Genomic DNA, 14,322 nt, shown 5'->3' with positions numbered 1-14,322 from the left:
GTAACATAATATAAAGAACTATGAATACTAGCGATATTAAGATTCTACTAGTAGATGATGAACCAGATATTTTAGAAATTGTAGGATACAATTTAAAATCGGAAGGATATCAGGTATTTACTGCCAATAATGGGGCAGAAGCTGTAAAAACAGCAAAGAAAGTGACTCCACATTTAATTTTACTAGATATCATGATGCCAGAAATGGATGGTATTGAAGCTTGTGAAAAAATTAGAAATATAAAATCTTTGGAAGATGTTTTAATTTCTTTTTTAACTGCTAGAGGAGAGGATTATTCACAAGTAGCAGGATTTGATGCAGGAGCAGATGATTATATTACTAAACCTGTAAAACCTAAAGTACTTATAAGTAAAGTAAAGTCACTATTACGTCGTTTAAAAACAGAAGAAAAAGCAGATACAACTACTAAAATTGGAGATATTATTATCAACAGAGACGAGTATGTTGTTTTTAAAGGAGATGAAAAAATAGCGTTACCAAGAAAAGAGTTTGAACTATTTTCTTTACTAACTTCAAAACCAGGAAAAGTATTTAAAAGAGAAGTAATTTTAGATAGTGTTTGGGGAAATGAAGTTGTGGTTGGAGGTAGAACTATTGATGTACATATACGTAAACTACGCGAAAAAATAGGAGATAACTATTTTAAAACGGTTAAAGGAGTAGGATATAAGTTTGTGCTAGACGAAGCAGATAAATAATTTTAAAACTCAAAAAATAATAAGTAGATTGCTAGCTAGCAATCTATTTTTTTATCTATGGTAAAAATAAAAAAAACATACAGATACGCCCTTTGGTCGGCATTTTATTCTACGTTATTATCGTTGATAATAGCAGTATTATCGTACCTGTTTTTAGTTAATATTTTAGGAATTGGCGCAGTTATCGTTTTTGGTATTGCCATGTTTATTGTGTCGTTTTTTGTAATACAATATCGAGCAGAACACTTTATTTACCAACGAGTAAGAAAGATGTATGAAGATATTTCTATTTTAGATATCAACGATTTAAAAAGAAAGAAAGTAACGACAGATGTTGAAGAGCTTACTAAAAGCGTACAAGAATATGTTGAAGGAAAGAGTGAAGAAATAGCTCATTTAACGCAACGAGATTCTTTTCGTCGTGATTTCTTAGGAAATGTAGCACATGAGTTAAAAACACCATTATTTACGGTGCAAGGATATATTTTAACGCTATTAGAAGGTGCTGCAGATGATAAAGAAATTCTTGCTAAATATTTAGATAGAGCTAATAAGGGTGTAGAGCGATTAACCTCTATTGTAAAAGACTTAGATATGATTGCTAAGTTAGAAACAGAGGGAATGAAAATGAATATACAAACATTCAACATTATTGAGTTGATTCAAAATGTGTTTGATTTGTTTGAAATGAAAGCTAAAAAGAGAAACATCACACTGCGTTTCGATCGTGTGTACGATTTTCCTCACTTAGTAAAAGGAGATGTTGAGCGAATTGAACAAGTACTAATAAACTTGGTCGTAAACTCAATAAAATACGGTAGAGTAGGTGGTGTAACCACCGTTAGTGTTGAACCGTATAATCAGAACAAGTTTATCATTAAAATAAACGATAATGGCGAAGGAATTAAGCAAGAACACCTTTCTCGTTTGTTTGAACGTTTCTATCGTGTAGATCAAAGTAGATCTCGTGAACAAGGAGGATCTGGATTAGGGCTTTCTATTGTAAAGCATATTATTGAAGCGCATAACGAAACCATTCTTTTAAAGAGTAAATATGGAGAGGGTTCAGAGTTTTCGTTTACCTTAGAAAAGGCAATGAAATAAAAAAAGGAGTTGATTATCAACTCCTTTTTTTATTACTATTATTTTAAATCGAATCCAATGTCTCTTCGATAATTCATTTTATCAAAGGTTATTTTATCGATGCTCATATATGATTTTTCTAAGGCTTCTTCAATAGAATCTCCAAAAGAAGTAATTGCCATCACACGCCCTCCATTTGTAACTACTTTTCCTTCTTTTAAAGAGGTTCCTGCATGAAAAACAATCGAATCTTCTACTGTATCAAAACCTAAAATTTCTTTTCCGTTTTCGTAAGCTTCAGGATATCCACCAGAAACTAACATTACAGTAGTTGCAGTTTGTGGAGTTACTTCGTAAGATTTTTCTCCTAAAGTTTGCGTAGCTACCCCTTCAAACAACTCTAGTAAGTCTGATTGAATACGAGGTAATACTACTTCCGTTTCAGGATCTCCCATACGAACGTTGTATTCAACCACAGATGGATTTCCATTATCATTCATCAATCCGATGAAAATAAATCCTCTGTAATCAATTCCGTCTTTTTGTAAACCGTCAATTGTTGGTTTAACGATCAATTCTTCCACTTTCGTTAAAAAATCATCCGTAGCAAAAGGAACAGGAGAAATAGCGCCCATACCGCCTGTATTTAGCCCTGTATCACCTTCTCCAATACGTTTGTAATCTTTAGCAGATGGTAAAATTTTATAATTTTTTCCGTCAGTTAAAACAAAAACAGATAATTCTATTCCTTTTAAAAACTCTTCAATAACTACAGTTGATGAAGCACTTCCAAATTTTTGATTGGAAAGCATTTCTTCTAATTCTGCTTTAGCTTCTTTTAAATCGTTTAAGATTAAGACTCCTTTTCCAGCAGCTAATCCATCTGCTTTTAATACGTAAGGAGGATCTAACGTTTCTAAGAATTTTTTTCCTTCAGCTAAAGTTTCAGTAGTAAAAGATTGATAACGAGCTGTAGGAATATTGTGTTTTTCCATGAACTGTTTCGAAAAATCTTTACTTCCTTCTAATAAAGCACCGTCTTTTTTAGGTCCGATTACTGGAATGTTTTTCAACTCTTTATCAGCTAAGAAAAAGTCATGAACTCCTTCAACTAAAGGTGCTTCAGGACCTACAACTACCATATTGATATCGTGTTGTAAAACGGTTTCTTTTACCTGTACAAAATCAGTTGGGTTGATAGCTATATTTTTAGCAATTGCATCAGTTCCTGCGTTACCAGGAGCTACAAAAAGGTTGTTGATTTTTGTGCTTTCTGAAAGTTTTTTAGCAAAGGCGTGTTCTCTACCGCCCGATCCTAAAATTAGAATATTCATTGTGTGTGTTGTTGTATTGTGAGTGCAAATATAAAATAAAGAAAAAAGGCTATGAGCAAAACCAGTCTTTAAAATTGCATAAAAAGTAAAAAAGACCTCTTTTTAAACTAAAAGAAGCCTTTTTTATTTTTGATAGTCGTTCAACGACTAGAATATTTGCTCAAGTATTTTTTGTGTAATAGCGTAAGTTGGTGTTACTCCGCTCATTCCAAGCCCACCAGAAGCAAGTGTTGCACCAGTTTCTAACGGATTATCAGATGCGTAATATGCGTAGCGCACTTTTACATTTTCTGAAATATTCCCTCTAATTCTTGAAGCTGATTGAATGGCTTTTTGGTAGTGTGCACCTTCCATTTCTAATCCGATTACATTCCAGGTAGAATCGTGGAAGAATTTTAATAAGTCTTTGTTTTGAAGCGATGTTCCAAGTACAGTAATCATAGCTCCATCAAAAACTTGAACACCAAAACCTTCTAAATCTTCTTTTGATAATTCATTTTTAAACGGATAATTATCAGCAGTTCCTTCAAAAATATGTGAAGAAGGAATCATGATATCTCCTTTTCCGCCTTCTAAAATACCAGCTTTCCCCATAATAGAAACCGATTGAACATCTAAATGGATTGTTTTACCTCCTGTTTTATAGGGTTTTAACAATTCATCCATGGTTTCAAAAGCTTGCTCACCAAATGCGTAATCCATCACGATAATTACAGGTTTTTCTCCAACTGAATTTACTTTGTTAAAAGAGTTGGTGTCAAAATCAATTTTATCAGTGTCGATCACTTGTACATTGATATTGGTTCCTGAAGTATCTTTAATATAAATCAACCCGTTTTCCGAAGCATAATTTTTTACAGCAGATTGTAAAGCACTACTGTTAGAGTTACTTAATAATTCAAATAACTGAAAATCTTTGTGTTTTTTTGCTTCTTTAGGCAACGCGTTTTTACCATAAATACTATTCATTACACTGTGCATGTTTGCACTGATGATATGGATAGGACGTTCTATCAATCCGTTATCTAACAAGACTTTTTTGATGCTATTCGCCCATAATTCACCGTAATAATGATGACCGATTTCTTCAGTTAACACAGAGCTGAATTTTATAGAACGTTTTTGATCGTATAAAGATTCGTTAATGGCTAGTTTACCTAACCAGTAAATTAAATGGAAAAATCTATTCGGATTTTCTTCTGTAGAAAAGGTGTTATATGCGTCGTAAATTTCGTCGTAGGTTCTCCCTAAAATGTTACCAAGATGGACTACAATTACATCTTTTTCTTCATCAGTAAGAGTTTTGTTATGTAGTACGATATCTTCTAAGAGTAACCATTCGCGAATGAAGCTTTCTCCGTTGTTAATTACAACACGATCTTTTATTTTATGAGACTCGATAAATAAAAATGTCAAGTGTGTTAGAATATCATAAATTTCTGAACGACCACGCGTAATTTCGATATTCATTTGGTTTTTATCAATACGATAGCAGTTTCTCCTTCTTTTAGGAGGTACAATCGCTTTGAATTTAGAATTTCGATAGCCTTCGTCGGCGGTTAAGTAAATAAATTGACATTCTTCAATTCCTTCAGGTAAACGTTCAATAACGTACACCAATCCGTTTAATTCGGTTTTGTCTTCAGCAATCGACCCATAAATTTCTGGGCGTAATGATAAAAGTGATTTACGTAAAGTTTCACCTGAAACTCCCATCGGTTTATAAAAACCACGACTAAAGAGGTGTCGCATTGAGATGTATAAACGCTCAATAGCGCTTGTAGATTCGTGTGCTCTTGTACGTTCTTTTTGGATAGGTTTTGACATATGTTTTTAAAGTACAAATATACAAATTATATTCTGGAAGCTATTTTTCTAAAATACTGTTGTACTTTTTGGTATCGTTTAACAGCGTAACAGCATTTTTAATAGTGATATCATTTTTAAATAAATGTTTATACATTCCTTCTTTGTAGGTGTAGCGCTCAACTATTTCATTTTCAATTTCCTTTGAAAGCAAATCTTGATTTTCTACAATCTTTGCAACCTTTATAGCTTTTAATTGTTGAATGATTGTAGTGTATTCTGGAGTAATAATTTTATTGTTTTCTACCGACTTGTATGCAGACTGAAATAACCTTTCTTCATTAGAAACAAAAGCGGTGTCTTTACGAAGTAAATATTCTTTAAAGCTATTAAAATCCTTAGATGTAAACGTGTAGTTTTCGGCAGATAAATTAGGGTTTTGATAAGTGAAATCGGTTACAAAATTAAAGATGGTTCTTGATTTAAGTAATTCATCAGTCTCTTCAGTTTTTTTAGAAAAGTCATTAATAATATCAGGAGTTACACCGCCCCCATCGTATACTTTTCTTCCGTTTTTAGTAGTAAATTCATTAAGAGTAGTATCTGAAAACTTAGGCACTTTACCTGTTTTAGGATCTCTATTAGCATAATCTAATTCTTGAATACAACGCCCGCTAGGAGTGTAGTATTTAGAAATAGTAATTTTCATTTGAGTTCCGTAACTTAAATCAAAGTAACGCTGAACTAAGCCTTTTCCAAAAGAACGTTCTCCCATAATTACTGCTCGGTCATAATCTTGTAAAGCTCCTGAAACAATTTCTGAAGCTGAGGCAGAACGACCATTTATCAACACTACAATAGGAATATTGGCATCTAGCGGATCTTTGTTAGTTTTATAAGTTCTATTATTTTTTTGACTTTTACCACGAGTGTCTACAACTTTTAATCCCTTAGGTATAAAAAGGTTTGTAATATTAACAGCGTCATATAAAGATCCACCAGGATTGTATCGTAAATCAAATACGAGTTTTGTCATCCCTCTTTTTTTAAGGTCGGCAAAAGCGTTTACAACACCTTCTGTAGCTTTTTGACTTATAAATCGTGTTAAAACAATGTATCCGGTTTCAGCATCAATCATGTCGTAAAAAGGAACTGGATTTATAACAACTTTATCAAGTTCTACTGATATGTTTTTTGTTGCTCCGTTTCTATTTATTCTTAAAGAGAGTTTTTTACCAGGAACTCCTTTCAGCATTTGTGAAAATTGGCTTCTTTCTGTGCTAGATAACTCCACGTCGTTTACAGTAGTAATAATATCACCTACTTTTAATCCTGCTTTATCGGCGGAAAAGCCTTTGTATACTTCAGAAATAACAATTCCTTTGTTTGTAGTAAAAGAAGAAATACCTAAACCACCATATTCACCTTCACGACTAATACGAGCATCTTCTACATCTTGTTCGTTAAAGAAGTTTGTGTAAGGATCTAAGTTTTGAAGCGTGTTTTTTATTGCCTTATCAGTAAGATCCCCAGGATTAATTTCATCAATATAATTGATGTTTAATTCTTTAAAAAGGTTGTTATAAATTTCAATTTGTTTAGCGATCTCAAAAAAACGAGATTGAAAAGAAAAGAAAAGAGAGATGATAATGAGGGAACCTAAAATAAGTATTGTTCTATTTTTCATCTTGAGTAATTTCTGTAATAAACTGTGTTAATAATTTCTTCATTTTATGCTCAATATCAGCATATTTCCATTCATCTCTTGCAAGATAAGAAATCATAAACACATATTGTTTATCTACAGCCTCATAAATTGTATGTTTTTCTTTTCGGTAAGTTTCTCGTAATAAACGTTTAATTCGGTTTCTGTCTACTGCTTTTTTAAAATTACGTTTTGGAACAGAAACCCCTACTTGTGCAGGAAATTTAGAGGTGTGTTCGGCTTGTATATATACCATTCGAAGCGGAAAAACTTTAATAATTTTTCCTTCTTCGTAAAGCCTACCTATCAGCTTTTTACTCTTTAACCGTTCCTCTTTTCCTAAAGTAAATCTCATCGGTACAAACATACGGAAACCCTAGAAAAAAATCATTTTTTTAATTACATTTGAAAGAATTCTAAAACTCGACTAACTATGGATTTATTTCAAGCTCCAGATTATTATAACATTGATGATTTATTAACTGAAGAACATAAGCTTGTCAGAGACGCTTCTAGAGAATGGGTAAAACGTGAAGTTTCTCCTATTATTGAAGAATACGCACAAAGAGCAGAGTTTCCTAAGCAAATAATTGGAGGGTTAGCAGAAATTGGGGCATTTGGACCGTATATTCCTGAAGAGTATGGAGGAGCAGGATTAGATCAAATTTCATATGGTTTAATTATGCAAGAAATTGAAAGAGGAGATTCAGGAGTGCGATCTACTGCCTCTGTCCAATCTTCATTGGTAATGTATCCAATTTATAAATACGGAAATGAAGAGCAACGTAAAAAATACTTACCAAAATTAGCTTCAGGAGAATGGATGGGGTGTTTTGGTTTAACAGAACCAAATCACGGAAGTAATCCGGGAGGAATGGAAACTAAGTTCAAAGATATGGGTGACCATTATTTATTGAACGGAGCAAAAATGTGGATTTCTAACGCGCCGTTTGCACAAGTAGCTGTGGTATGGGCTAAAAATGAAGAAGGACGTATTCACGGACTAATTGTAGAGCGTGGTATGGAAGGTTTTACAACTCCAGAAACACATAACAAATGGTCGTTAAGAGCTTCTGCTACTGGAGAGCTAATTTTTGACAATGTAAAAGTTCCTAAAGAAAACTTGTTGCCAAACAAATCTGGTTTAGGAGCTCCGTTAGGATGTTTAGATTCTGCTCGTTACGGAATTGCTTGGGGTGCTATTGGTGCTGCGATGGATTGTTACGACACAGCGTTGCGTTATACGAAAGAACGTACTCAGTTTGGTAAGCCTATTGCACAATTTCAACTGCAACAAAAGAAGTTGGCAGAAATGATTACTGAAATAACGAAAGCGCAATTATTAGCTTGGAGGTTAGGTGTGCTTCGTAACGAAGGAAAAGCTACATCAGCACAAATATCTATGGCGAAGCGTAATAATGTAGATATGGCTATTAATATTGCCAGAGAAGCGCGTCAAATGTTAGGAGGTATGGGAATTACAGGAGAATATTCAATAATGAGACACTCAATGAATTTAGAAAGCGTAATTACCTACGAAGGAACTCACGATATACATTTATTAATTACGGGATTAGATATTACCGGATTAAATGCTTTTAAATAAAAAAAGAAGAAGAAGCACTCAAACGTTAAACCACTAACACATTATTATAGAGTGCTTCTTCAATCAACTATTAAAACTAAAGTTTACCCACTTTAAGGGTTTTAAAATACTTCCACCTTTCAAATGAAGCTATTTTATAGCTTTATTTATTTTTAGAAATAATCTAATTATCTTTTTTCTTCCCTCCGTTAACAAGAATTAAAAGAGCGGTAACTAAACCGATACAAACCAATCCGAAAACAACCATCATAATGGTTCCGTTTGTCCAAGATACTAATGGAATATTTATTAATTGTGTCATTTTTCCTTATTCTTTGTTGTCTCAAAAATATAGGGAAGAAGGAAATTAAAACATGATATTTATCAGGATTTTGAAAAAAGCGGTAAGATTACAGTAAAATAAAACTTAATTAACTTTACTTAATTAGGCCATAAAAAATAAGCTATTATAAAGAACAGTACTACTTCAATAAGGTTTAACAAAATTTTGTCCTTAACAATTTTAAATAGAATATAATCGATAAGTAAAATGAACAAACCGATTAAAATAATTGCTATAGCAATTAAAGGCCACAACCCAAAACGATCATCTTTTGTATCATAATCTACGAAGTGTATAAAAGGCACAAATGCGATAAGTATAAAAGAGAGTATTAAGAAGAAGGTAATACGTTTTGCAGAAAGTAACTTTTTCATGTCATCATAGCTAAAAATAAAGGTTAGTTTACTTTTTAAGTAGTGTATCTAATCCGTCAATGCTCGTTTGATTTTTATCGTTCCAATATTGTTCGATTCCTTCTTTACCTTTTTCAGAAGCCCAATCATTTAGTTGGTTTCGCTCTCCTTGGTATTCATAAAATGGAAGCGACATTCCGCAAGAGGTTTGTACACTTTCAACTGAAACAATAAATATTTGACGTGTACCAGGAAGGGAAGGAAACAAAGAGATATAATCATCCCATTCATCATTAATTGGAAGGACTTCTTTAGCTTTTCCGTATAGTCTTAGTATGTTAGGAGCATCTTCAAAAGCACAAAACATAATTGTTATTCGATTAGTGTCTAATAAATGAGCTGAGGTTTCATTTCCACTACCAGTAACACTTAACCAAGCTACCGTGTTTTGATCAATCACTCTAAAAGTATCCATTCCTTTAGGAGAAAGGTTAATTCTTCCATTTTTAGGGGCTGTAGCAACAAAAAATAGTTTTTGTGCTTCGATAAATTGTTGGATTCTGGTAGTTATTTTATCGTAAAATTTAGCCATGATTCTTTTTTTAGTCAATCCAATCTTTGGTACGTTCAACAGCTTTTTGCCATTTTTTGTACAATCGTTCTCTTTTTTCTTTAGTGAATGAAGATACAAATTTTTGGTCTATTTTTCTTCTATTTATAATGTCATCTTGTTTCCATAAACCCACACAAATTCCTGCTAAATAAGCAGCTCCCATCACTGTTGTTTCTATTTCTTCAGGACGTTCTACGGTCACATTTAAAATATCTGCCTGAAACTGCATTAATAAATTATTAGCGCAAGCACCGCCATCAACTTTTAAAGAAGAGAGGGGTAAAAGGCTGTCTTTTTGCATTACATCTAAAATATCTTTGGTTTGATAGGCTAAAGATTGCAGTGTGGCTTTAATTAAATGGTTTTTTCCAGTATCACGAGTTAATCCAAAAACAGCTCCTCTAGCATACATATCCCAGTATGGAGCACCCAAACCAGCAAAAGCAGGAACTACATATACAGGATTTTCATCAGTAACTTGTTCAGCAAACAGCTCGCTTTCTTCCGCGCTGTTTATTATTTGTAAACCATCACGTAACCATTGAATAGCAGAACCAGCTACAAACACACTTCCTTCGAGTGCGTAATACACTTTATCGTTAATTCCCCAAGCAATGGTAGAGATTAAACCATTTTCAGAATATTCTAGATTTTCACCTGTATTCATTAACATAAAGCAACCAGTTCCGTAGGTGTTTTTAGCTTCTCCTTTCTTAAAACAAGCTTGTCCAAATAATGCAGATTGCTGATCGCCAGCAATTCCAGCAATCGGAATTTGAACTCCGTCCAACTCATAATTTCCGAAGTGAAAAGAAGAAGGTTTTACTTCAGGTAACATAGAAAAAGGAATGTTCAACTCGTTTACAAGTGTTTTATCCCAACAGAGGTTTTTAATATCGTACAACATAGTACGAGAAGCGTTGCTATAATCGGTAGCATGTACTTTGCCATTGGTTAAATTCCATAGTAACCAGGTATCAATAGTTCCGAAGAGTAAATTTCCTTTTTCTGCTTCTTTTTGAGCTCCTTCAACATGATTTAAAATCCAGTTAATTTTAGTGGCAGAAAAATAACTATCAATAACTAATCCGGTTGTCTTTCTAACATAGTTTTCTAGCCCCGTTTCTTTTAATTGTTCACAAATATTAGCAGTACGTTTATCTTGCCAAACAATGGCATTATAAATAGGTTTTCCTGTGTTTTTATTCCAAACAACAGTAGTTTCTCTTTGGTTTGTAATTCCGATTCCTGCAATTTCAGAAGGCGAAATTTTAGCTTGTTGAATAGCTTTTTGCAGGGTGTAAAGTTGTGTTTGTAAGATTTCGGCAGCATCGTGTTCTACCCAACCAGATTGAGGAAATAATTGTTGAAATTCTTGTTGAACTTTAGCAACAATTTTTTCTTCATTATTAATAATTACGGTACGACAACTTGTGGTTCCTTGATCTAAAGCAATAATGTATTTATGAGTCATTTAAACGTAAAATGATTAAACGCCTAATTTACAATTTTACCCATAGTAACAAAAAAACCTTCTAGATTTTCTAGAAGGTTTTACACTTGTTAGTTTGGTTAGCAAACTTTTAGTGTCTCAAAGCATATCCAGCCCCTTCACCGAATTTGGTTAATACTGAAAGAATAGTAGTTAACCCTTTGCTTGTTTTACGTAGTAATAGTTTCCCCATTTTTAAAATTTAATTAATTCCCCTTTAATTAATTGTCATTAAATAATGAACACTACAAATGTATATGAGTAAGTTGTGTTAAAAAAAGGTATTTCCGCAGGAAGAAATGCAATATTCCGAAAAGACATAAAAAAAACCTTCTAGATTTTCTAGAAGGTTAGTTTTCCCCTTAAATGTCTTTTTTCCAATTAATTTTGAAAAGAAGATGTCGCAAATTTAAAAAGGTATTTTGTGTTAAAAAAAGGTATTTCCGCAGAAAAAAATGCAGATTTATGCAAACGAGTTATTTAAAATAAAAAAAAGCCTCTAGGGAACTAAAAGCTTTTACGTTTTTTCTCTTTTTCAAAATTCTCCCAACAAGATCTGAATTCTCCTGCGAAATTATAGGTTCGTTTTAAGGGAGAAAAGAGGAAAACCGTAAAATGAAATGTATTTTTCCGCAAATTTAATCTACGATACCAAGTTCTTTGGCTTTAAGAACTAAGTCTGTATTGTTATTTGCTTGTAAATCAGTTCTTAACTTTGAAAGTTTACTTTCTATAGATCTAACTTTAAGTAAAGAACCATCGTTCTTTTTTATGAGTCCTTCTAGGTTAGAAATTTTAGCATGCCTAGGAAGTTCTTTTAAAATTTGAATGGCAACATCGTCCATTTGAATTTCAACTAAGGCTCTTTTTAAGAGTTTTTGGTGTATTTCATGTGTATAATACACCTCACCTTTAAGCATTTTTTGAATAGCAAAATTTAGTTCATCTGTGCTGCAATTTCCTTTTAAAATATACGCAGAAGGATTTAAATTGTGAATTACATTAAAAACTCTGTTTGTTTCAGAGTGCCCTGTTATTACACCAACTTTAATAGATATTTCTTCTTCTTGAATTGCTTTTATCAACGCTTCACCACCATCTAAATTGCTGTTTTGACTTTGATTGTCGAAACTTAAATCAGTAAAAACAAGTTGAAAAGGGGTTATTTGTATGTTCGATTTTATTTTTGAAAAAGCCTCATCACAAGAGTTAGCTGTTTCAATTTCTAGACCATCTATATTCTTTAAACACGAAAGAATACCTTCAATTATTAATTGATGGTCATCAACTAAGAGGATTTTTGTTAGTTCAGACATTTAAGGGTATTTGAATATGGGTTTGGGTTCCTTTACCTACTTCACTAGTTATGGTTAACGTTCCGTCTAACTCTTCAACACGTTCTTGTAGGTTTTGTAAACCGATACCTTTTTTACTGATTTTGGTATTAAAACCAACACCATTATCAGTAATATTCAAATGTACATATTTTTTGTGTACCGAAAAATCGATAGTTATAGTACTTGCCTTAGCATATTTTTTACAGTTTTGAATGCTTTCACGAGTACTTAAATACAGTAATCGTTTTATAGAATTGTCAATAGTAGTCCAATCATAATCTCGAATACCGTAGACTTTTATTTTAAAATCTAACTCAAAATAATCGCTTACTAAATTGATAATTTGATCTTTAAAAGATACTTTATCAAAACTTATACTACTTAATTGATGTGATAAGTTTCTTACATTTTCTTTTACAGCGTTTAGCTTTACAGCTTCTTCTATTAAGTTTGATTTTTCTAGCTTTCTGTGTAATAAACGTAAATCACCAGCTACTTCGTCGTGTAAAGATTTAGCAATTTGTTGACGTTCTTGTTCCCTTGCTTCTACTTTTTGTAACTGGGCTTGATACAATATTTTTCGTTTACGTTGAAAGTAAAACAACACACTAAACCCTGATAATAAAAGACCACTTAAGGCAGCTAACCAACCAATGGTTTTTTGTTGTTTTTGGTAAGTAATTTCTGCTTGCTTTTGTTGGCTTTCTGTTTTTAAAACAACATTTTCTTTTTCTTTTTTATCTGTTTCATACCTGATTTTAGCAAACTGATTTTTTAACTGCCTTTCTTTTTGAAATAAACTATCGTTTAGGCTAATGTATTCTCGTAAATATTGTTTTGATTGTTCTCCTGTAGTAAGCTCGGAAAGGTTTTCCAAGGCTTCTAACCAACGTTTGTTGTTATGAGCTTGTTTAGCATATTGTAAAGCTTTATAATTATGAAATAAAACTTTATTTTTATTACCTAGCACTTTATAATAATCAGCTAAATTTACATGAGTTGTACTTAGTCCTCTCAAATTATTTTGTTTAATTCGAAAATCTAGAACTTCATTATATTGTTGTAATACCTCTTGGTTGTGATTTCCTAGTAAAAAATTACTTGAAGCAAGGTTTTCTAACAATAGAGCATGTTGAGTTGGATATTTGTATTTGATACTATCAAAAGCCAATCCTTTTTTAAAATAGCTAATAGCTTTTTGGTGTTGCTTTTGTCTTTGATAGAGAAGGCCAATATTATTAGTTATATATAAATAACCAATATTATTTTTATTGAGTTCATTGTAAGAAAGGGCTATGTTATAGTAATCTAAAGCTTCTTTTGGTTGACTTAGTTCTTCCGCTACTAAACCCAACGCGTTGTACGTTCTCTCTAAATATATATAAGAGTTTATAGGCTCTAAATATTGTAAAGCTTCAATTAAGCTAATTTCAGCTCCTAAATAGTCTTTAGTTTCTTTTTGTATGAAAGCGATGCTTAATAAACGGTTTCCAACAGCTAAAGAATCATTTAGTTTTTTTGAAATATCTCTAGATTGATGGTAATAAAAATAAGCACTATCAATATTTAATTTTACTCTTTGTTCTAAGGCTTTAAAATGTAGGTGTTTAGCTAATAAGGTAGAGTCTTTAGTATTATAATATAAATTGTAAATATTTGTGTTAGCATTTAAAATATCTTGAACAGAATTGTTATAAAAACCTTGCACTCCTAGTTTTATGTTTGTTTTCTTTATTAAAGAGTCTATTTTAGTCTTTTGTGCTAAACTGACAGCTTTTTTAAGTAAAGGTATTTTATCGCTTCCATAAACAGCATCTGCTTTTTTTAAATAAAAAGATATTGAATCTTGTTCCTTTTTTTGAGCAAGAACCAAAGAAGAATAAAGTAAAACACAAAAGAATAATTTATTCATTATAAAGTATAAAAACCATAACTTTTCAAAAGTAATGGTT

Annotated in this window: 13 protein-coding genes; 3 read left to right on the top strand and 10 right to left on the bottom strand. The window is 32.2% G+C overall.

From position 1 onward, the window contains the following. Nucleotides 1-20 precede the first annotated feature (20 nt). Complete coding sequence (locus tag ACKTSU_RS13965; RefSeq protein WP_408037123.1) at nucleotides 21-719, top strand: response regulator transcription factor; 699 nt, start codon at nucleotides 21-23, stop codon at nucleotides 717-719. A gap of 57 nt (nucleotides 720-776) precedes the next feature. Beyond that, the gene (locus ACKTSU_RS13960) at nucleotides 777-1,823 is read left to right on the top strand and encodes a sensor histidine kinase (protein WP_408037122.1); all 1,047 of its coding nucleotides are present in this window, start codon (nucleotides 777-779) and stop codon (nucleotides 1,821-1,823) included. A gap of 38 nt (nucleotides 1,824-1,861) precedes the next feature. On the opposite strand, the gene purD is transcribed toward ACKTSU_RS13960, so the two are convergent. The 4 genes from purD to rnpA all read right to left on the bottom strand — a co-directional run bounded on the left by purD (nucleotide 1,862) and on the right by rnpA (nucleotide 7,002). Further along, nucleotides 1,862-3,136, bottom strand: a complete 1,275-nt coding sequence (gene purD / locus ACKTSU_RS13955) for a phosphoribosylamine--glycine ligase (protein ID WP_408037121.1) — start codon at nucleotides 3,134-3,136, stop codon at nucleotides 1,862-1,864. 147 nt (nucleotides 3,137-3,283) lie between these two features. Continuing rightward, nucleotides 3,284-4,963: a DUF6909 family protein gene (locus ACKTSU_RS13950; protein WP_408037120.1), complete on the bottom strand. Its 1,680-nt coding sequence runs from the start codon at nucleotides 4,961-4,963 to the stop codon at nucleotides 3,284-3,286. 40 nt (nucleotides 4,964-5,003) lie between these two features. Continuing rightward, a complete protein-coding gene (locus tag ACKTSU_RS13945; protein ID WP_408037119.1) occupies nucleotides 5,004-6,629 on the bottom strand; it encodes a S41 family peptidase in 1,626 nt (541 codons plus the stop codon). Beyond that, entirely contained in the window at nucleotides 6,619-7,002 is a 384-nt protein-coding gene (gene rnpA, locus ACKTSU_RS13940) for a ribonuclease P protein component (protein WP_274635111.1), read from the bottom strand. The genes ACKTSU_RS13945 and rnpA overlap by 11 nt, the downstream gene beginning before the upstream one ends. Before the next feature lie 78 nt (nucleotides 7,003-7,080). Between rnpA and ACKTSU_RS13935 the strand changes: the two genes are divergently transcribed. Beyond that, the gene (locus ACKTSU_RS13935; RefSeq protein WP_274635110.1) at nucleotides 7,081-8,253 is read left to right on the top strand and encodes an acyl-CoA dehydrogenase family protein; all 1,173 of its coding nucleotides are present in this window, start codon (nucleotides 7,081-7,083) and stop codon (nucleotides 8,251-8,253) included. 163 nt (nucleotides 8,254-8,416) lie between these two features. Here the strand turns inward: ACKTSU_RS13935 and ACKTSU_RS13930 are convergent, their stop codons facing one another. The 6 genes from ACKTSU_RS13930 to ACKTSU_RS13905 all read right to left on the bottom strand — a co-directional run bounded on the left by ACKTSU_RS13930 (nucleotide 8,417) and on the right by ACKTSU_RS13905 (nucleotide 14,282). Then, nucleotides 8,417-8,554 (bottom strand): hypothetical protein, encoded by a 138-nt coding sequence (locus ACKTSU_RS13930; protein WP_408037118.1) that lies wholly within the window; start codon nucleotides 8,552-8,554, stop codon nucleotides 8,417-8,419. Between the two features lie 119 nt (nucleotides 8,555-8,673). Further along, the gene (locus ACKTSU_RS13925) at nucleotides 8,674-8,949 is read right to left on the bottom strand and encodes a hypothetical protein (protein WP_408037117.1); all 276 of its coding nucleotides are present in this window, start codon (nucleotides 8,947-8,949) and stop codon (nucleotides 8,674-8,676) included. 28 nt (nucleotides 8,950-8,977) lie between these two features. Next, the gene (locus ACKTSU_RS13920) at nucleotides 8,978-9,520 is read right to left on the bottom strand and encodes a pyridoxamine 5'-phosphate oxidase family protein (RefSeq protein ID WP_408037116.1); all 543 of its coding nucleotides are present in this window, start codon (nucleotides 9,518-9,520) and stop codon (nucleotides 8,978-8,980) included. Between the two features lie 10 nt (nucleotides 9,521-9,530). Then, nucleotides 9,531-11,015, bottom strand: a complete 1,485-nt coding sequence (gene glpK / locus ACKTSU_RS13915) for a glycerol kinase GlpK (RefSeq protein ID WP_408037115.1) — start codon at nucleotides 11,013-11,015, stop codon at nucleotides 9,531-9,533. 656 nt (nucleotides 11,016-11,671) lie between these two features. Beyond that, nucleotides 11,672-12,349, bottom strand: a complete 678-nt coding sequence (locus ACKTSU_RS13910) for a response regulator transcription factor (RefSeq protein WP_408037114.1) — start codon at nucleotides 12,347-12,349, stop codon at nucleotides 11,672-11,674. Continuing rightward, complete coding sequence (locus tag ACKTSU_RS13905; RefSeq protein ID WP_408037113.1) at nucleotides 12,342-14,282, bottom strand: tetratricopeptide repeat-containing sensor histidine kinase; 1,941 nt, start codon at nucleotides 14,280-14,282, stop codon at nucleotides 12,342-12,344. Before ACKTSU_RS13905 ends, ACKTSU_RS13910 begins: the two co-directional genes overlap by 8 nt. Between the last annotated feature and the right edge of the window lie 40 nt (nucleotides 14,283-14,322).

It is taken from the genome of Tenacibaculum aestuarii, assembly GCF_964510395.1.
Taxonomy (GTDB): domain Bacteria; phylum Bacteroidota; class Bacteroidia; order Flavobacteriales; family Flavobacteriaceae; genus Polaribacter; species Polaribacter aestuarii.
The sequence above is the reverse complement of the archived record's forward strand: the minus strand, read 5'-3'. Positions and strand labels throughout refer to the sequence as shown.